The sequence below is a fragment of the Shinella sp. GW835-FHT14H05 genome (assembly GCF_058793575.1).
This window is the reverse complement of record NZ_JBXAFY010000008.1, coordinates 17,167-36,549: the sequence shown is the minus strand read 5'-3', so window position 1 is coordinate 36,549 and position 19,383 is coordinate 17,167. Positions and strand designations below refer to the sequence as shown.

The following is a 19,383-nucleotide window of genomic DNA, read 5'->3' as shown; positions in this document are numbered from 1 at the left end:
AGACCGCACATGGCAGAACGCTACGCCAACCTGATCGGCGGCAAATGGAGGCAGGGCGCACGCTTCCATGAAAACCGCAATCCGTCGGATGTCACCGACCTGATCGGCCTCTATGCGCAGGCCGATGAAGCCGATGTCGACGAGGCGATTGCCGCCGGTCGTGCAGCGATGCCGACCTGGCGGGCGACCGGGCTCGAACAGCGCCAAGCGATCCTCAACAAGATCGGCATGGAACTGATGGAGCGCTCCGCCGAACTCGGTGAACTCTTGTCGCGCGAAGAGGGCAAGCCGCTGGCGGAAGGCCGCGGCGAGGTTTTTCGCGCCGGCCAGTTCTTCACCTATTATGCAGCCGAGGTGTTGCGCCAGCTCGGCGAGAACGCGGATTCCGTGCGCCCCGGCATCGAGATCGACATGCGCCGCGAGCCGATGGGGCTTGTCGCCGTCGTCTCGCCATGGAACTTTCCGACCGCCACGGCGAGTTGGAAGATCGCGCCGGCACTCGCTTACGGCAATGCGGTCATCTGGAAGCCGGCCAACGAGACGCCGGCCTCGGCCTTCGCGCTCGCCGACATCATCCACCGCGCCGGCCTGCCGGATGGCGCATTCCAGCTGCTGATGGGGCCGGGCGCCGTCGTCGGCAACGGGCTTGCCGGCCATCGCGGCGTTGATGCCATCACTTTCACCGGGTCCTACGAGGTCGGCTGCCAGGTCGCAGTCGCGGCCGCCGCGAACCTCACGAAATTCCAGCTGGAACTCGGCTCGAAGAACGCGCTGCTCATCATGGATGACGCCGATCTCGACCTCGCGGTTGCGGCCTCCATTGGCGGCGGCTATTCCGGCACGGGGCAGAAATGCACGGCGTCCTCGCGCCTTGTGGTGCATGAAAAGGTCCATGACGTCTTCGTCCAAAAACTTGCCGCAGCCGTCGCCGCGTTGAAAGTGGGGCATGCGCTCGCGGACGGCACGCAGGTCGGGCCGGTGGTGAGCGAACGCCAGCTTGCGGCGAACCTCGCGTGGGTGGATCGCGCCCGTTCCGCAGGTGCCGAAGTCGCCATCGGCGGCGAGCGCCTGCAACTCGCCCATGACGGCTTCTACATGACGCCGGCGCTCCTGACCGGCACGACCAATGCCATGGATTTCAACCGCGAGGAAATGTTCGCGCCCATCGCCGCCGTGCAGACGGTCTCTTCCTACGAGGAGGGACTTTCCGTCGTCAACGATACGCGCTTCGGCCTCGTCGCCGGCATCTTCAGCCGCTCGCTTGCCCGCACCACGCATTTCCGGCGCCATGTCGAAACCGGCTGCGTCACCATCAACCTGCCGACGGCGGGGACGGACTATCATGTACCCTTCGGCGGGCGGAAGGATTCGAGTTTCGGTTCACGCGAGCAGGGCCGTTCGGCGGCCGAGTTCTACACTCAGGTCAAGACCGCCTATATTCGGGCGGGGGAGCCGGAGTAAGGCCATGGACGCAAAGATCGCCAGCCCCCTCGTAGACTGCCTGCAATATGCCAACTGGAGCCCGAGCGTCTTCACCGAGATGCGGGCCGGCGGCGTGCATGCCGTGCATGCCACCATCGCCTATCACGAAAATTTCCGCGAGACGGTGGCCAACATCATCGCCTGGAACCGCCATTTCGAGCGTCACCCGGATCTCATCTTCCCCGGCCGCTCCGGCAGCGATATCGAGCGCGCCATGCGGGAAGGGCGCACGGCCATCTTTTTCGGCTTGCAGAACCCGTCGCCGATCGAGGATGACATCGGCCTCATTGAGGTCTGCCACATGCTCGGCGTGCGCTTCATGCAGCTCTCCTACAACAACCAGTCATTGCTTGCCACCGGCTGCTACGAGGGGGAAGATCCGGGTATTACCCGTTTCGGCCGGCAGGCTATCGCCGAGATGAACCGGGTCGGCATGGTCATCGACATGAGCCATTCCGCCGAACGCTCCACGCTGGAGGCAATCGAGATTTCCACGCGCCCGATCGCCATTACCCACGCCAATCCGCACTGGTGGCATCCCGCACTGCGCAACAAATCCGACGCCGTGCTGAAGGCGCTGGCGCAGTCGGGCGGCATGCTCGGCCTGTCGCTCTATCCGCATCACCTGAAGGACGGGTCGAACTGCACGCTGGAAAGTTTTTGCGCCATGGTCGCGGATACGGCATCGCGCTACGGCGTCGAGCATGTCGGCATCGGCAGCGATCTGTGCCAGGATCAGCCGGATTCCGTGGTGACCTGGATGCGCAACGGCCGCTGGTCGAAGGCGACGGATTACGGTGAAGGATCGGCGGCAGCGGCGGGCTTTCCCCGGCAGCCGGCCTGGTTCGGCAGCAATGCGGACCTCGGCAACCTGCGCCATGGCCTGCGCAATGCCGGCTTCTCCGAGGAGGAGGTCGGCGGCATCATGGGCGGCAACTGGCTGCGGTTCTACACCGCGTCCTTCGGGCCGATGCCATGACCAGCCGGGCGCTCGACATCACGACAGGACCGGCGTTGGCGCTGCGTTCGCCGGACGTCGTCATGCGTCTGCAGCGGATGGGTGCCTCCTTCCCGACGCGGCTCAGCTTCCTGCGCAGCCTGATCCGCCGTCTTACTGCAAGCGGCACCACGGTCCGCCGATCGCTCTGGAGCATGGACGATGCGGGTTTTGGCGATGCGGTCTATACGCTCACGCTCGGCGGGCACGACTACAGTCTCGTTGCCTTCTCCTGCCCGCTTCCCGACGACCAGCGCTCCGACCGCGTGATCGCGGAAGCCTGGGATACGAGCTACGTGCTCTATGACGGTATTCCCGACGCGACCGAGATTGACCGGCTGCGGGCGAATGCGCCGCGGCAGGAAGCGGGGCGGTTCGGCCCGTGCGATCTGGTGCTGAGCCGCGCCAACAAGTCCGTACGCTTCTTTGAGCATGTCGCCGACAGCCTCGCCCACGGCCTCCAGCCGGATCGGCAGCGCCTCGGCGAGGTCGGCTACCTGCTGCGCACCACCGCCGTCTACGGCAACGGCAAGTTCGGCATTGCCGATCGTTTCGTGCTGGCGGAACGCGAGGGGCTCGCCGGTCCCTTCCAGGCGGAGATGCTGACCGTCTGGCTGATCCGTGAATTCTCCCACGATCTGGTCGAGCACGTCGCCCGGCGCAGAGCGCCAAAAACCTTCGTGCCGCTCGCGCCGGACCTGCGCCGCCATATCGGTGTCGGCAATTCCACCGGCCTCGGCATGGCGCCGTTCCTGGCGAACCATCCGGTGCTTCTGAACAACTGGGTCCTCGCCCGCGAAACCGCCTTGGCGCGGGTGCGGGCGAAGCCGTATCTGGATGCGGCGGCGCTGAACCGGTTGGCCGATCTCTGGCGGCAGGCGGCCCTGCATCTCGCTCAATGGTCGGTCGAGGACGATGCTTTGATGGCACGCCTCCTGCTCCTGCGCAGGGAATGGGCGCAAGCCGAAGGCTGGATCGATCCTGCAAGGCTGCTGGCCACCTCGTTCCCGGTCGCCTCACTGCTCGACCGTTCGCAATCCCTGTCCATAGACTTCCAGGAGTTGCTGGCCGCTCTCATCATTGAAATGGCGGGCGCGGAGAACGACGATCTTGCGGACGGCATGGCGGCCGCGCGGGAAGGGGGGCCTGAAACGGGCATGCGGGTCTCAGCCCTTCGCGGGCTCCTGCGTGATCACTACGGCTGGGCCATGGCCATCGCCTTCGACGCGCCGGCCGAAACCGCCCAGTTCTGGTATGTCTCGGAGGAGAAGCTGGAACCCCGCCTCGGTCGTCGCGCCACGGAGCCCGGCGCGGATCTGGAACTGCCGCTCGATATCGCCCGGCAAGTGCAGCAGCTCGCCGCCGACCTTGCGGATACGCCGGACGGGCAGACGGTCGCCGCCTTCCTCGCGCGTTTCCCGCAGCATCGTCACGTGGTGCGCCGCATCCAGACGACGGCGGCTGCGCCCTATGCGGAAATCCGCGACAACCTGCTGTCGGATCGCTGCCTGCCGATCGACATGCTGCGCTGCAAGCTCGCCTTCTTCGGCGCCTCGAAGTTCGACCCGCGCTCGGATCGCTGGACCCGCATCACGCTTTTCCAGGGTGCGCCGACGGCCGGCGAGATCACGGCCGGCGAAACCGACGATTGCTGGCTTCCGGTGCTGCCGTGACGACGATCCTTCTTTCCTACAACGAAGTGCAATCGCTCGCCCGCAAGGCGGCCAGCGGCGCGGGCCTGCCCCATGGCGTCGCGGAAGAAATCGGCCACGCAGCCGTCTGGCTCTCGGCGCGCGGCGTCGATGCCATCAGGGTCGTCGTCGATGCCCTTGGCGACGAGGCACAGGGCAGGCAGGCCGTTCTCCGTGGTCAAGCGGCCATCGATGCGCTGTGCTGCGGAGAGACCCAGCAGGGCTTGCCTGAGGATCAGGCCTATAGCCTGTTGCTGATCGGCCTTGCCGGCGCGGCGGCGATGGATACGGGGCTGAACCTCACCGTGCAGCAGGGAAATGGCGATGTCGCCCCACTCGCCCGGGTGAGCGATGTCGGCGGCCTGTTGCTCACCATGAAGACCTTGCGCGTTATGCCTGACGATGCCGCGCCCGCCTGCTCCGGATCGCCGCGGCCAACGGCGACCGATGCCGCGGCCTACGCGGCAGCGCTTAGCCTGGCAGCCAGGACCTACGTGCCGGCTTCGGACCTGTCGCGCGCCCAGGGCGCCGGCGCCGGCACGACCGACAACGATTGAGGATGTTTCCATGACGGACCGGATGATGACGCTCGCCGCGATCGAGCACCTGTGCCTGCGCGCCTTGGTGGCCGCGGGCGCCAGTGAAGCCAATGCCGCCGCCGTCGCCCGCTCGACGATGCTGGCGGAGCGCGATGGCATCCGCAGCCACGGGCTGCACTATGTGCCGATCTATGCGGAGCATGTGCGCGCTGGCAAGGTCGATGGTATGGCGCAACCCGTCGTGTCGCGCCCGCGTCCTGGCGCGGTCGTCGTCGATGCGGCAACCGGCTTCGCCCATCCGGCAATCGATGCCGGCTGGGCGAAGTTCATCACCGCTGCGCGCGAAAACGGCGTCGCCGTGATGACGGTGTTCAACTCCTACAATTGCGGCGTGCTCGGCCACCACGCGGAGCGCATCGCCGAAGCCGGCCTGCTCGGTCTCTGCACCACCCATGCGCCGGCCTCCATTGCGCCGCCGGGCGGCCGCGCCCCGGTCATTGGCACCAATCCCTTCGCGCTCGGCGTTCCCGATGGCGGGGGCGGGGCGGCACTCGTGCTCGACCAGTCGGCGAGCGTCGTCGCGAAATCCGAAATCCTTCTGCGATCACGCGAGGGCAGGCCCATCGAGCCTGGCTGGGCGCTCGATGCGGAGGGCGCGCCGACGGTGGATCCGGCCGCCGCGCTCAAGGGATCGATGCTGCCCGCCGGCGGACACAAGGGCTTCGGTGCCGGGCTTCTCGTCGAAATCCTGGCCTCCTGCCTGTCGGGGGCGATGCTCAGCAAGGATGCCAGCCCGTTTTCCGGCACGGCGGGCGGTCCGCCGAAAACCGGTCAATGTTTCATCGCCTTCGACCCTTCAGCCTTCTCCGAAGGCTTTTCGCAACAGGTCGCAAGCCTGCTTGGCGCCATCACCACGCAGGACGGCGCGCGGCTTCCCGGTGGCCGCCGGGGGGCGGCACGCACACACACCGAGCGCTACGGCGTGCCTGTCGATGCGGCGCTGATCGAGCGGATCGAGGCGCTTTAACGCTAAAGTTTTTCTGAAATCCGGATCAGTTATTTCGGTTTGATAAAAGTGGCCGCTTTCGACATCGTAATTGTCAAGACCACCACAACCACAACAAAGGGAACGGACATGAAGATCAAGACATCCATTCTTGCGGGCGCCTGCCTGTCCTGCATGGTTCTCGGCGGCAACGCCGCCCAGGCTGCGGAATGCGGCACGACCGACCCCATCACCGTCGCCGAAATGACCTGGCTTTCCGCCGGCACACTCGCCTATGTGACCAAGGCGATCCTTGCCGAAGGCTACGGCTGCAATGTCCAGATTGTGCCCGGCGACACGGTGCCGACCGCCTCCTCCATGCTGGCCAAGGGCGAGCCGGATATCGCTCCGGAGCTCTGGGTCTCCACCGTCAAATCGACGTGGGACCAGATGCTGGCGAAGGGTACCGTCTACAAGGCGGGCGATATCTTCGCCAGCGGCGGCCAGGAGGGCTGGTGGATCCCGGATTATGTCGCCGAAGCGCATCCGGAAATCCGCTCCGTCAGCGACCTCAAGGACAACTGGAAGGTCTTCGAAGACGAGTCGAACGCCGGCAAGGGCCGCTTCTATGCCTGCCCGCCCGGCTGGGGCTGCGAGATCATCACCAACAACCTCGTCAAGGCGCTCGGCCTCGAAGGGACCTACGAGATTTATCCAACCGGTTCCGGCGCCAACCTGAAGGCAACCATCGCCCGGCAGGTCTCGCGCAAGAAGCCCTTCATCGGCTGGTACTGGGGTCCGACCGAGGTGATCGGCAAATACAAGCTGAAGGTGCTCGAGATGCCGGCCTATGATGCGGCCAAGTTCACCTGCCTCACCGATGCCAAGTGCGAGAAGCCGGAACTAACCGGCTGGGCGATCGGTGAAGTCGCCGTCGCAGCGACGACCAGCCTCAAGGAAAAGGCCCCCGCCGTCGCCGAGTTCCTGTCGAAAATGCAGGTGCCGAATGCCGAGATCAGCGACGTGCTGGCCTGGGGCGACGACAACAAGGCCTCGCCGGAGGAGGTCGCGACGTACTTCTTCAAGAACTACGAAGCGATCTGGACCAAGTGGGTGCCAGCCGATGTCGCCGAGAAGGTCAAGGCCTCGCTCTGAGGCCCATCTTGTGGGGTCGGCGCAATCCTCCCGGTTGCGCCGTCCTGCAGCCTTCCTTTGCCGATGGTTCGCGCCGCGTTGTGGCCGGCAAGAGATGTATTCTGAAAGGCTTGTGCCGTGGCAGACAATTTCCCCGAGCTCATCGACACCCGCGGTCTTCGCTTTGCCATCGACGATGGCTTCAGCTGGGTCGTGGCGAACTATGGCGATATGTTCGAGCGGCTGCTGATGCCGCTGCTCAAGCTGCTCAGCGGCATGGAGACCTTCCTGCAATGGCTGCCCTGGTACGTCACCATCGCCGCGATCGCCGCCCTGACCTATTCCGCATCGCGCAGCCTGAAGGCGACCGCCGGTGCTGCGGTCATGCTGGTCTTCATCGGCGCGCTGGGCCTGTGGAACGACGCCATGGCGACGATCGCGCTCATGCTCGCCGCAACGGTGGTGGCCATCGTGGTCGGCATTCCGCTCGGCATCGCGATGGCGCGCTCGGACTGGCTGCGCTCGATGGCCCTGCCGCTGCTCGACATCATGCAGACGCTGCCGATCTTCGTCTATCTCATCCCCTTCGTCATGCTGTTCGGCCCGGGGAAGATCCCGGCCATCCTCGCCACCGTGTTCTTCGCCATTCCGCCGGTCATCCGGCTCACCGATCTCGGCATCCGCCAGGTCGATGGCGAGGTGGTCGAGGCGATTACCGCCTTCGGCGCGACGCCCCGGCAAAAGCTCTTCAAAGTGCAGATCCCGCTCGCCTTGCCGACGATCATGGCCGGCATCAACCAGACGACGATGATGGCGCTCTCCATGGTGGTCATCGCCTCGATGATCGGCGCGGGCGGCCTCGGCTACCAGGTGCTGCAGGGCATCCAGCGGCTGGAAGTGAGCCGCGGCCTCATCGCCGGCATCGCCATCGTCTTCCTCGCCGTGATCTTCGACCGCATCGCCCAGTCCTATGGACGGCGCGCCCAGAAACACCTTGCCAGCGGAGAGTGAGGCCGTGACCGCTTCCGACGTGAAAATCCAGATCGAGAAGGTCTACAAGATCTTCGGCGACCGCCCGGACGATGCGATCGCCGAGCTGCGCGCCGGGGCGCAGAAGACCGAGGTGCTGCAGAAGACCGGCTGTGTCGTCGGCCTCAAGGACATCGATTTCTCGATCCGCAACGGCGAGACCTTCGTCATCATGGGCCTGTCGGGATCGGGAAAATCGACCCTGATCCGCCACTTCAACCGGCTGATCGAGCCCACCGCTGGCCGCATCCTCGTCGATGGCCGTAACATCATGGAGATGAACGCGAAGGAGCTCCTGGTCTTCCGCCGCAACGGCATTTCCATGGTGTTCCAGCGATTCGGCCTGCTGCCGCACCAGACGGTGCTGGAAAACACGATCTGCGGGCCGATCCTGCAGGGCGTTAACCGCCGCGAGGCGGTGGCGCTCGGCATGGAACAGCTGGAGCTCGTCGGGCTGAAGGGCTTCGAGAACCGCTTCCCGCGGCAGCTTTCGGGCGGCATGCAGCAGCGCGTCGGCCTTGCCCGGGCGCTCGCGACCAAGGCGGACGTGCTCTTGATGGACGAGGCCTTCAGCGCGCTCGACCCGCTGATCAAGAGCGACATGCAGGAGCAGCTGAAGGATATTCAGGCGCGGCTGAAGAAGACGATCATCTTCATCACGCACGATCTCGATGAGGCGCTCCATCTCGGCGACCGCATCGCCATCCTCAAGGACGGCGAGTTGCGCCAAGTCGGCACGGGCGAGGAGATTCTATTCCGCCCGGCCGACGATTATGTCGAGCGCTTCGTGCGCAAGGTCGACCTGTCGCGGGCGATGTATGCCCATGAGGCCTTTACGAAGGTTCCGGTCCTGACGAGCGCCGAGGCGACCCCGGAACGCTCGGCCGCGCTGTTGCGGGAGCATCCGGGCGTCGTCGTCACCAATGGTGTCGCACCCCGCCTTCTCGCGCGCGGAGCGACGGGCGAGGCGATCGCGGTGGCGTCCGTCGATGCTGGTGCCGCCATCGGCCAGTGCTTCCCGCTGCTCGCCGCGCAGGACGCCATCCTCGTCACGGAGGGCGGCGCGGCGACGGGCATGCTGACACGCGAAATGGCCTTCAAGGCACTGGCGCGTTCGGCACGCCCGGTCTGAGGCGCGACGGCGCCACATCCAAGAGAAAAGAACCGATGAAGAGCCATGTGCTGACCGTATCCTGCCAATCGACCCGCGGCATCGTCGCCGCGATCACCGGCTACCTCGCCGAGAAGGGGTGTTATATCTCCGACAGTTCGCAGTTCGACGACCTGGTGACGGGCCTGTTCTTCATGCGCCTCACCTTCCTCTCGCAGGAAGGCGTGTCGGAAGAGGAGATCAAGTCCGGCTTTGCCGCCGTCGGCAAGAAATTCGCGATGACCTACCGCTTCAACGACAGCGACGAGCGCATGAAGGTGCTGCTCATGGTGTCGCGCTTCGGCCATTGCCTGAACGACCTGCTCTACCGCTGGAAGATCGGCGCCCTGCCGATCGACATCGTCGGTGTCGTCTCCAACCACTTCGATTACCAGAAGGTCATCGTCAACCACGACATCCCCTTCCACCACATCAAGGTGACGAAGGAGAACAAGCCGCAGGCCGAAGCCCGGCTGATGGAAGTGGTCGAGCAGTCCGGCGCGGAACTCATCGTTCTCGCCCGCTACATGCAGGTGCTGTCGGATGCAGTCTGCAAGAAGATGTCGGGCCGCATCATCAACATCCACCACTCGTTCCTGCCGTCCTTCAAGGGGGCCAACCCCTACAAGCAGGCCTTCGAGCGCGGCGTGAAGCTGATCGGCGCCACGGCGCACTACGTTACCGAGGATCTCGACGAAGGTCCGATCATCGAGCAGGACGTGGCGCGCATCACCCATGCGCAGTCGGCGGAGGATTATGTCTCGATCGGCCGCGACGTGGAGAGCCAGGTTCTTGCCCGCGCTGTGCATGCCCATATCCACCACCGCGTGTTCATGAACGGCAACAAGACCATCGTCTTCCCGCCGAGCCCCGGTTCCTACGCTTCCGAGCGCATGGGGTGACCGTGGTCGAGATCGTCGATGGGAAGCAGGTTGCCGCTTCCGTGATTGAGAGCGTGCAGTCGGCGACCGCCGCCCTGGAGAAGGATGCCGGCGTGAAGCCCGGCCTCGCCGTCGTTATCGTCGGCAACGACCCGGCAAGCCACGCCTATGTCTCCTCCAAGAGCCGAATGGCCAAGGAATGCGGCTTCACCTCCATCCAGCACACGCTGCCGGAGGAGACGACGCAGGAAGAGCTCGCCCGCCTCGTCGAGACGCTGAACGCCGACGAAAGCGTTCACGGCATCCTCGTGCAGCTCCCGCTGCCCAAGCACCTGAATTCCGAGCCGATCATCCAGTCGATCAAGCCGGAGAAGGACGTCGACGGCCTGCATGTCGTCAATGCCGGCAAGCTCGCAACGGGCGATCTCGATGGCGGCCTCGTCTCCTGCACGCCGGCCGGCGCCATGGTCTTCGTGCGCCGCACGCACGGCAACGATCTCTCCGGCCTCAATGCCGTGGTGATCGGCCGCTCGAACCTGTTCGGCAAGCCGATGTCGGCCCTGCTGCTCGCCGCGAACGCCACGGTGACCACCGCCCATTCGCGCACCAAGGACCTCGCCGCCGTCTGCCGCAATGCCGATATCCTGGTCGCCGCCGTCGGTCGTCCGGAAATGGTGAAGGCCGACTGGGTGAAGCCGGGCGCTACCGTCATCGACGTCGGCATCAACCGCATTGCCACACCTGAGAAGGGCGAGGGCAAGTCGCGCATGGTCGGCGACGTCGCCTTCGAGGAATGCGCCAAGGTCGCGGGCGCCATCACGCCGGTCCCCGGCGGCGTCGGCCCGATGACCATCGCCATGCTGATGGCCAACACCGTCATCGCCGCCTACCGCAAGGCCGGCAGGACGCCGCCGAAGGTCTGCACTGGCCCGTTTCTTTCGACCTAGCGCTTTATCAGGCGGTTAAATTAGTTGTCGGTGGTTCGATGCCACTAAAGAGCCAGAAGGCGAGATTGTCAGGCATCCAAGTTTTTCCAAAGCCCGTTCTGCTACATCAGACGAGGGACTGGCGTGAAGCCGTGGCTCGTTTTAGCTTTGCATTCTAAAAAATTGCATTTGGAGGGTGCTGTGAACCTTCGTCATCAGATCGTCGCGCTTGCGGTAGTGCCGCTCGTCATCGCGATCCTCACCATTACTGCCTTCATCACTTGGCAGGCGACGAGCCTTGCCCAGAGCAGCATCGACACGTTCGAACGCAATATGCTGAAGGCGAAAGAGACCGAACTGCTAAACCTTACCAACCTTGCCCGCTCGGCGATCGAGGAGGTCTATGCTTCGGCGGATGCCAATGACGAAGAGGCTAAGGATCGCGTTCGTGGCATTCTAACGTCGCTCGATTACGGCAAAGACGGTTATTTCTTCGTCTATGACTACGATGGTAACAACGTCGTCCACCCGCGCCAGACCTTTCGGCCGGGGCACAATTGGATGGACCTGACCGACCCCGACGGCAATCAGGTGATTGCCAATCTGATCCAGAAGGCGAAGGAAGGCGGCGGGCTCTACCAGTACAAGTGGGAAAAGCCCTCGTCCGAAACCATGGCCGACAAGCTGTCCTTCGCGATGGGTCTTGATAAGTGGCAGTGGATGCTGGGAACAGGCGTCTATCTTGATGATGTTTTCGCCCAGACGGCGGCGGCGAAGGCCGACCTGCGGGAAAAGATCGGCCATACCTTTCTGGTGGTCGCACTTATCGCCGTGCCTGCCGTGATGGTGGTCTTTGCCACCTGCATGCTCGTCACACTGCGTGAGCGGCGCTTGGCGGACGGCAAGCTGAAAGCCTTGACGCAACGCATCATCAACACCCAGGAAGAGGAGCGCACGCGGCTCGCCCGCGAACTGCACGACGGCATATCGCAGAACCTCGTCGGCGTGCGCTATGCCATCGACCTTGCCAGCCGTAAGGTCCGCAACCACACCGACGACGCCTCCAGCGCCATCGAAAAGGGGGTGGACGCACTCAACGGCGCGATCAAGGAGGTTCGCCGGCTGTCGCACGACCTGCGGCCACCCGCATTGGACGACCTTGGTCTTACCGCTGCGCTAACCGCCCTCAGCAGCCATTTTTCCGAACGAACGGGCATTCGTACCGTGCTGGAAGCCGATCCCGGCAAGGACAGGCTGAAGCCCGAGGCGAGCACCGCGCTCTACCGGGTGGCGCAGGAAGCCTTGAACAATATAGAACGTCATTCCGGTGCCCGCGACGTGCAGATCAGGCTCTGGAACGCCCGCGGCCGAGCGCGTATGACAGTCACCGACGATGGAAACGGCTTTGAGGACAGTGTGGGCAGGACCGGGGACGGGCACCAGAACGGCCTCGGCCTGCGCAACATGCAGGAGCGCATGGCGCATTTCGGCGGCGTGCTGTTGGTCAAGAGTACATCAGAGGGTACCGTATTGACCGCCATGCTGCCGCTCTCGGCAAATGCGGATGCGGATAAACGGGCTGAAGCCGCGTGAGCGAGACCAAGCCGATCAAGGTTGTGCTCATCGACAACCACCCGCTGGTTCTCGACGGCCTGCGCGCCGTGCTCGAAACTTTTCCGCATATCGAGGTGGTCGGCACGGCGGGATTGGCGCTGACCGGGCTGGAGGTCGCGGTGAAGACCAATCCGGCGGTGGTGCTCATCGATATCAACATGCCGAAGCTCAGCGGCATCGACGCCATCGAATTGTTCAAGGTGAAGTTGCCGCATTGTCGCATCGTGATGCTCTCCATGCATGACAGCCGTGAATATATCTCGGCCTCCGTCCTGCATGGCGCCTCCGGCTATATCCTCAAGGACGTCTCGACCGACGAGATCGTCACGGCGATCGAGACCGTCGCGGCAGGCCGGACCTATTTCTCGTCCGGCGTTTCCGACGTTCTCCTCGAACGCCGACCGAGCGAGCCCGCCAACCCGCTCACCACCCGCGAGCACGACGTGCTGACGCTGCTGGCATCTGGCAAGAGCAACCGCGACATCGCCCAATCGCTTTCGCTTTCAGAGGCCACGGTCGAAACACATCGCAAGAACATCAAGAAGAAGCTTGGAATTTCAACGACCGCCGGCCTCATTCGCTATGCGATCGACAATGGTTTTAGTCTGTCCGACGGCTGAGATCTGCGCCTACCCACTACTGGGTAGGCGGTTTTATTTGGCGATCCCGCCCGTCTTGTTCCCCCAATAAGGACGCCATACGACTTCCGCGACGGTCGGCAAAGAGGTGCCGGCTGGGGAGGAATTCATCATGTCCGGCCTTTTGTCGCTGTCGCGCGCCATCGACGCGCTCAACACCTTTATTGGTAAATCGGTGTCGTGGTTGTTGCTCGCCGCGGTGCTGATCAGTGCTGTCAACGCCGTCACGCGCAAGCTCTTTAACCTGAGCTCCAACGCGTGGCTGGAAGCGCAGTGGTACCTCTTTTCCGCCGTCTTCCTGATTGCCGCCGCTTACACGCTGCTCAGCAGCGAGCATGTGAAGGTCGATCTCGTCTATGGCCACATGCCGCGGAAAGCCCAGCTCTGGGTGGAGATCCTCGGTACGATCTTCTTTCTGTTCCCCTTCTGCCTGATCACGATCTACCTCTCTTGGCCGATAGTGGTGTCGAAGTTCCTGAGTGGCGAGGTGTCGAACAACACCGGCGGGCTGCTTCTCTGGCCGGTCTGGGCGCTGATCCCCATCGGCTTCGGCCTGCTGACGCTACAAGGCGTCTCCGAGCTCATCAAGCGCATCGCGATCCTGCGGGGCGACATGCCCGACGCGACGGCACTTGCTGACGCTGAAGCCCAGACGCTCTAACGCCAGGAACCTGATCCCATGTTTGCTTTCTTCGCGGAAAATCTCGCGCCCATCATGTTTCTGTCGCTGATCGTCGTGCTGCTGATGGGCTATCCTGTCGCTTTCGCACTCGCCTTCGTCGGCTTCGTCTTCGGCTTCATCGGCATCGAAATGGGCCTTCTACCGATCAACCTCTTCGGCGCCGTGCCCGACCGTATCTTCGGGCAGATGTCGAATGAAACGCTGCTCGCAATTCCCTTCTTCACCTTCATGGGATTGATCCTCGAACGAAGTGGCATGGCCGAGGATCTGCTCGATACGATCGGCCAGCTCTTCGGCCCGATCCGTGGCGGTCTTGCCTTCGCGGTCATCTTTGTTGGTGCCATTCTCGCGGCCACCACCGGCGTTGTCGCGGCCTCGGTCATCTCTATGGGCTTGATCTCACTGCCGATCATGCTGCGCTATGGATATGACCGGCGCGTAGCGGCCGGGACGATCGCGGCGTCGGGAACGCTCGCACAGATCATCCCACCGAGCCTCGTGCTGATCATCCTTGCTGACCAGCTCGGCCGCTCGGTCGGCGACATGTACAAGGGCGCGCTGGTGCCCGGCCTGCTGCTCGTCGGGATCTATGCCGGCTATATTATTCTCATGTCCTACCTGCAGCCCGCCAGCGTCCCGGCGCTGCCGCCGGAGGCCCGCACGCTGCGCGGCTGGAAGCTCGCCCGCAAGGTGGTCACGTCGCTCGTGCCACCGCTCGTGCTGATATTCCTGGTGCTCGGCACGATCTTCATCGGCGTTGCGACACCCACAGAAGGCGGCGCGATGGGGGCGGTTGGCGCACTCATTCTGGCTGCGGGCAACCGGCGTCTCGACCTATCGATGATGAAGTCGGCGCTCTACGCCACGGCAAAACTCTCGTCCTTCGTCATCTTTATCTTGCTCGGCGCGCGCGTCTTCTCGCTGACCTTTTACGGCGTCGACGGCCATATCTGGGTCGAGCATCTGATGACTTCGATCCCCGGCGGGGAAATTGGCTTCCTCATCGTCGCCAACCTGCTGGTCTTCTTCCTTGCCTTCTTCCTCGATTATTTCGAGCTGGCCTTCATCATCATCCCGCTTCTGGCGCCGGTTGCCGATGCGCTCGGCATTGACCTCATCTGGTTCGGCGTGATGCTGGCGATCAACATGCAGACCTCGTTCATGCATCCGCCCTTCGGCTTCTCGTTGTTCTACCTGCGCTCCGTCGCACCCAACCGGGCCTATAAGGACAGGGTGACCGGGGCGACGATCCAGCCGGTGACCTCGGGCCAGATCTACATGGGCGCCCTGCCGTTCCTCGGAATCCAGCTGTTCATGGTCGCTGTCGTCGTGGCGTTCCCGGGCCTCGTCACCCACTACAAGTCCGGCGCGACCGCGGTCGACCCGGCAACCATCCAGCTCAACGTGCCGATGCCGGGCGCCGAGGGTGAAAACCCGTTCGGAACGCCGACGCAGCCTTTCGGCGCACCCGAATCGTCCGACGACAGTTCGACGCCGTCCTTCGGAACGGAGACGCCCGAATTCGGTTCGCCGCAGCCAAGCTTCGGCCAGCCTGCCCAGTCCAACTAACCCAAACCAACGGTCCGTCGGACATCCGTGCCGGCCGGTCCACGTAGCCACCTGAGGAGGAAACGATGACTGACATTCTGAACCGCCGCAACTTTCTGACCAAGGGCGCGCTCGGCGGCGCCGCAGCGGTCGCTGGCGCATCGCTCGCGGCACCCGCAATCGCCCAGGAACTGCCGACCCTGAAATGGCGCCTGACATCTGGCTTCCCGAACAACCTCGACACAATCTATGGCGGCGCGGTCGTCATGGCAGAAGCGCTGTCGAAGATTACCGAGGGCAAGTTCCAGATCCAGGTCTTCCAGGCCGGAGAACTGGTGCCAGGCCCGCAGGCGATAGATGCGGTGCAGAGCGACACCGTGGAAATCGCCCATACCTGCGGCTACTATTTTACCGGCAAGAACCCGACCTTCGCGATCGGCTCAACCATCCCCTTCGGCCTCAATGCCCGCCAGCAGAATGCCTGGCTCTACCATGGCGGCGGCAACGAGCTTTATGACGAATTCCTGTCGGAATACGGCATCGTCGGCAAGCCGGGCGGCGGCACAGGCGCCCAGATGGGCGGCTGGTTTCGCAATGAAATCAAGTCGCTCGACGACCTGAAGGGCATCAAGATGCGCATTGCAGGTGTCGCTGGCGAAGTCATGTCGCGCCTCGGCGTCGTGCCGCAGCAGCTTCCGGGCGGTGACATCTACCCGGCGCTCGAACGCGGCACGATCGATGCCGCCGAATGGGTCGGTCCCTATGACGACGAACGCCTCGGCTTCTACCAGATCGCTCCCTACTACTATTACCCTGCCTATTGGGAAGGCGGTTTGACGATCCACTTCTTCATCAACAAGGCCCAGTACGAGGCACTGCCGGAAGCCTACAAGGTCGCGCTCGACACCGCCTGCAAGGCTGCCAACATCAACATGCAGGCGCTCTACGACGTGAAGAACACGACCGCGATCCGCTCGCTGGTCGGCAAGGGCGTCAATCTTCGCCCGATGCCGCGCGACGTGATGGACGCCGCCTACAAGGCGACCTTCGAGCTCTACGCCGAATATAGCGAGAAGCACCCGGCCTGGGCGAAGATCTATCCGAGCTGGAAGAAGTTCCGCGACGAATCGTTCGAGTGGTTCCGCGTCGCAGAATACAGCTATGACAGCTATATGTACGCCGCGCAGGCCGCAGGTAAGTAGTACGCGTACTGTCTTGTGACCAGGCCGGTTAGGTAATTAAGTCGTAGGGTGAAGACCGGCACTCGTCGTTAGGCAACGTTGTGCATTCGCGATCGAGCCAGGAAAGCATGGCAGCGTTCTAGGGCGACGCTGCCATGCGGATGTGATCAAGGAAAGTGGATTGCAGCCTGCTCGGCAGCCAGTTTTCGCGTACTGTGATGCCGATGGTGCGCGTGCCGAGACGCTCACGCACATCCTGCGCAACGGGCACACAGGTCAACAGGCCTTCGCGTTCCTCGACGGCGATCTGACGGCGGGAAAGCATCGACAGGCGGTCGCTTTCCAGGATGATGGCGCGGGTAAGGATGAGCGAGCTCGTCTCGATGCTGGCGCGGGGCGAAGTGGGGCATTTCTCGAACAGGGTGTCGAAGGCGGCGCGAATGGGAGTTCCCGGCCGCTGAGCTACCCATTCCTGCCGCGCGAGGTCATCGAGCGATGCGCCTCTGCGGTGCGAAAGAAGCGGGTGCCCCGCCCGACCGACGATCGCATAGGGATCGTCGAACAACCCTTCCGTTCGCAAGCCCGCCAGATCGCTACCCGAGCGCAGTGCACCTATGAGAATATCGCTCGCCCCGACACGCAACTGCTGGGACAACAGTTCGTAAGAACCATCCATTACTTCGATCCGGGCATTTGGATGGGCCGCCAAAAGCGGATTGATTGCGCGAGCCAAGAGCAGAGTGCGGGCAAGCGGCAGGCTCGCGATCTTGATCCTTCCCTCCATGCGGCCTTCCAGTTCCTTCAGCTCGTCGCCCGCTTGTTCCAGCTCGGTGAGAGCGACCTGCCAACGCATGGCGAGGCGGCGACCGAGAGTGTTCGGCGCCACGCCGCTTGGGCTGCGAACCAGAATCGCCTTTCCGACATTGGCCTGTAATTCGTGCAGCGTTCTGTGCAGCGCGGCTGCTGAGCTGCCACCGGCGCGTGCCGCCTCGGCGATCGAGCCGCTGCCGGCGAGCGCGATCAGCGCCTCGATCTGGCGAAAGCTGATGCGGGCGAGGGTCTTGGAGATCAGCGCGGGGTCGCGCTGCGAACTGGCACCTAGCGCCTGGCCGAGCGCAGAGGCGAACTGTTCCTCCATGCGCCGCAAGCGCGCCAGGAGCACTTCGCCGGCGGTTGTCGGCTGGCTGCCGGCGGCATAGCGGGCGAGAAGCTTCGCGCCGAAACGCATTTCGATTCCAGCCAGCGCCACAGAGATAGAGGGCTGCGAAACATTCAGCTCCGCGGCCGCCCGGTTGAGGCTGCCCGTCTCGCAGACCTGCATGAAGGCGCGCAGGTGGCGAAGATTGAGGTCGGTCGTGATCATGCTGGCATCGTAAGCTGATTCGCAAAAAACTATAACAAGCAACGGCTTTCGTATTAGCGCCGGGAACCCGATCGGTGCGAGTGTGACCCTCGAAAATGGAGGAGCATGATTATGCATCAGAAAACCGGACTCGTTGTCAGCGCCCATTCCGCCGACTTCGTCTGGAGGGCTGGCGGCGCGATCGCGGCCCACGCAAAGCAGGGCTACAATGTCACCGTCGTATGCCTGTCGTTCGGCGAACGCGGCGAATCCGCCAAGCTGTGGCGTAAGCCCGGCATGACGTTGGAGGCCGTGAAGGCTGACCGCAAGCGCGAGGCGGAAAACGCCGCCAGGGCCCTCGGCGTCCACGACATTAAGTTCTACGATCTCGGCGACTATCCCATGCAGATCACGTCGGGGGCATTTGACCGGCTGGTCGATCTCTATCGCGAGATCCGCCCGGAATTCATGCTGACCCACTCCCGCCAAGACCCTTACAACTTCGACCACCCGATGGCGACCGAGTTCGCGCAGCATGCGCGGGTCATCGCGCAGGCGCATGGCCACCGACCGGATGTGCCCGTGCTCGGTGCTCCACCGGTTTACCTCTTCGAGCCGCACCAGCCGGAACAATGCAACTGGAAACCCAATTTCCTTCTCGACATCACTGACGTCTGGGAGAAGAAGTTGGCCGCCATCAAGTGCATGGAGGGCCAGGAACATCTTTGGGAATATTATACCCGCGTGGCCCTGCAGCGCGGTGTGCAGGCCGCGCGCAACTCCGACTACAAGGTCACCTATGGCGAGGCCTATGAGGCGGTCTTCCCGCACGTCACCGGCACGCTCGGCCATGGAGCGCTGGCATGAATGTCGTGCACCGGAACATCGTGCGGCCGCCGCTTAACGTCGTCGATGCGCTGGCGGAATGCGGCACGGCAACTGTACATGAAGCCATGGGCCGCGTCGGCCTGCTGCAATCCTACATGCGGCCGATCTGGCATGGCGCCCGCGTGGCCGGTACGGCGGTGACGGTCTCGATCCCGCCGGCGGACAACTGGATGCTGCATGTGGCGGTGGAGCAATGCCAGGAGGGCGACATTCTCGTCGTCGCTCCCACCTCACTGTGTGATGCCGGCTATTTCGGTGAACTGCTCGCGACATCGCTCAAGGTGCGTGGCGTGCGTGGCCTGGTGATCGAAGCGGGCGTTCGCGACGTCGCGGAACTCGAGGAGATGGGCTTTCCCGTCTGGTCGCGTTTCGTCTCCGCGCAGGGCACGGTCAAGGCGACGCTCGGCTCCGTCAACGTCCCGATCGTTTGTGCCGGCGCCAGTATCGCGCCCGGCGACGTCATCGTTGCGGATGACGATGGCGTGATGGTCGTGCCGAAGACCGAGGCGGAAACCGCACTGCGGGCATCCAGGGCGCGGATGGAAAAGGAGCGGCAGACCCGCGAGCGGCTTGCCGCGGGCGAACTGGGTCTCGACATCTACAAGATGCGCGAGGCGCTTGCCGCCAAGGGGCTGACCTACATCGATTGATCGAAAGCCGGGGAAGGTGGAGGAAC

General features: G+C 63.7%; 18 protein-coding genes. 17 read left to right on the top strand and 1 reads right to left on the bottom strand.

Annotated elements, in window-relative coordinates; genetic code table 11:
• Positions 1 to 9 precede the first annotated feature (9 nt).
• The 15 genes from AC1Q6Z_RS22390 to AC1Q6Z_RS22320 all read left to right on the top strand — a co-directional run bounded on the left by AC1Q6Z_RS22390 (position 10) and on the right by AC1Q6Z_RS22320 (position 16,498).
• Complete coding sequence (locus AC1Q6Z_RS22390; protein ID WP_256120232.1) at positions 10 to 1,461, top strand: aldehyde dehydrogenase family protein; 1,452 nt, start codon at positions 10 to 12, stop codon at positions 1,459 to 1,461.
• 4 nt (positions 1,462 to 1,465) lie between these two features.
• On the top strand, positions 1,466 to 2,461 hold the full coding sequence (locus tag AC1Q6Z_RS22385) for a membrane dipeptidase (protein ID WP_439619095.1): 996 nt from the start codon (positions 1,466 to 1,468) through the stop codon (positions 2,459 to 2,461).
• Entirely contained in the window at positions 2,458 to 4,152 is a 1,695-nt protein-coding gene (locus tag AC1Q6Z_RS22380) for a hypothetical protein (RefSeq protein ID WP_492649327.1), read from the top strand. The genes AC1Q6Z_RS22385 and AC1Q6Z_RS22380 overlap by 4 nt, the downstream gene beginning before the upstream one ends.
• Complete coding sequence (locus AC1Q6Z_RS22375; RefSeq protein ID WP_492649326.1) at positions 4,149 to 4,727, top strand: DUF3726 domain-containing protein; 579 nt, start codon at positions 4,149 to 4,151, stop codon at positions 4,725 to 4,727. The genes AC1Q6Z_RS22380 and AC1Q6Z_RS22375 overlap by 4 nt, the downstream gene beginning before the upstream one ends.
• Before the next feature lie 10 nt (positions 4,728 to 4,737).
• Complete coding sequence (locus AC1Q6Z_RS22370) at positions 4,738 to 5,736, top strand: Ldh family oxidoreductase (protein WP_492649325.1); 999 nt, start codon at positions 4,738 to 4,740, stop codon at positions 5,734 to 5,736.
• 108 nt (positions 5,737 to 5,844) lie between these two features.
• Positions 5,845 to 6,849, top strand: coding sequence for a glycine betaine ABC transporter substrate-binding protein (locus AC1Q6Z_RS22365; protein ID WP_492649324.1), 1,005 nt, complete (start codon positions 5,845 to 5,847; stop codon positions 6,847 to 6,849).
• Between the two features lie 117 nt (positions 6,850 to 6,966).
• Positions 6,967 to 7,839, top strand: coding sequence for an ABC transporter permease (locus tag AC1Q6Z_RS22360; protein WP_492649323.1), 873 nt, complete (start codon positions 6,967 to 6,969; stop codon positions 7,837 to 7,839).
• Positions 7,840 to 7,843: 4 nt separating this feature from the next.
• Positions 7,844 to 8,989: a quaternary amine ABC transporter ATP-binding protein gene (locus AC1Q6Z_RS22355; RefSeq protein WP_492649322.1), complete on the top strand. Its 1,146-nt coding sequence runs from the start codon at positions 7,844 to 7,846 to the stop codon at positions 8,987 to 8,989.
• Between the two features lie 35 nt (positions 8,990 to 9,024).
• Positions 9,025 to 9,909: a formyltetrahydrofolate deformylase gene (purU, locus tag AC1Q6Z_RS22350; RefSeq protein ID WP_492648819.1), complete on the top strand. Its 885-nt coding sequence runs from the start codon at positions 9,025 to 9,027 to the stop codon at positions 9,907 to 9,909.
• Between the two features lie 2 nt (positions 9,910 to 9,911).
• Positions 9,912 to 10,835 (top strand): bifunctional methylenetetrahydrofolate dehydrogenase/methenyltetrahydrofolate cyclohydrolase FolD, encoded by a 924-nt coding sequence (folD, locus tag AC1Q6Z_RS22345; RefSeq protein WP_492649474.1) that lies wholly within the window; start codon positions 9,912 to 9,914, stop codon positions 10,833 to 10,835.
• A 180-nt stretch (positions 10,836 to 11,015) separates the two neighbouring features.
• Positions 11,016 to 12,407 (top strand): two-component system sensor histidine kinase MctS, encoded by a 1,392-nt coding sequence (mctS, locus tag AC1Q6Z_RS22340; protein WP_492649473.1) that lies wholly within the window; start codon positions 11,016 to 11,018, stop codon positions 12,405 to 12,407.
• On the top strand, positions 12,404 to 13,048 hold the full coding sequence (gene mctR / locus AC1Q6Z_RS22335; RefSeq protein ID WP_492649321.1) for a two-component system response regulator MctR: 645 nt from the start codon (positions 12,404 to 12,406) through the stop codon (positions 13,046 to 13,048). The genes mctS and mctR overlap by 4 nt, the downstream gene beginning before the upstream one ends.
• 130 nt (positions 13,049 to 13,178) lie before the next feature.
• The gene (locus tag AC1Q6Z_RS22330) at positions 13,179 to 13,727 is read left to right on the top strand and encodes a TRAP transporter small permease subunit (RefSeq protein ID WP_439617977.1); all 549 of its coding nucleotides are present in this window, start codon (positions 13,179 to 13,181) and stop codon (positions 13,725 to 13,727) included.
• 18 nt (positions 13,728 to 13,745) lie between these two features.
• Positions 13,746 to 15,317, top strand: a complete 1,572-nt coding sequence (locus tag AC1Q6Z_RS22325) for a TRAP transporter large permease (protein ID WP_439617965.1) — start codon at positions 13,746 to 13,748, stop codon at positions 15,315 to 15,317.
• Positions 15,318 to 15,382: 65 nt separating this feature from the next.
• Entirely contained in the window at positions 15,383 to 16,498 is a 1,116-nt protein-coding gene (locus AC1Q6Z_RS22320) for a TRAP transporter substrate-binding protein (protein ID WP_492649320.1), read from the top strand.
• 118 nt (positions 16,499 to 16,616) lie between these two features.
• Here the strand turns inward: AC1Q6Z_RS22320 and AC1Q6Z_RS22315 are convergent, their stop codons facing one another.
• Positions 16,617 to 17,840, bottom strand: a complete 1,224-nt coding sequence (locus AC1Q6Z_RS22315; RefSeq protein ID WP_492649319.1) for a LysR substrate-binding domain-containing protein — start codon at positions 17,838 to 17,840, stop codon at positions 16,617 to 16,619.
• A 111-nt stretch (positions 17,841 to 17,951) separates the two neighbouring features.
• Here AC1Q6Z_RS22315 and AC1Q6Z_RS22310 point away from each other — a divergent pair, with 111 nt between their 5' ends.
• Positions 17,952 to 18,686, top strand: a complete 735-nt coding sequence (locus AC1Q6Z_RS22310) for a PIG-L deacetylase family protein (RefSeq protein ID WP_492649318.1) — start codon at positions 17,952 to 17,954, stop codon at positions 18,684 to 18,686.
• Positions 18,683 to 19,357 carry a 4-carboxy-4-hydroxy-2-oxoadipate aldolase/oxaloacetate decarboxylase gene (locus tag AC1Q6Z_RS22305; protein ID WP_492649317.1) on the top strand — a complete coding sequence of 225 codons (675 nt, stop codon included), beginning with the start codon at positions 18,683 to 18,685 and terminating at the stop codon, positions 19,355 to 19,357. The genes AC1Q6Z_RS22310 and AC1Q6Z_RS22305 overlap by 4 nt, the downstream gene beginning before the upstream one ends.
• Positions 19,358 to 19,383: the final 26 nt, after the last annotated feature.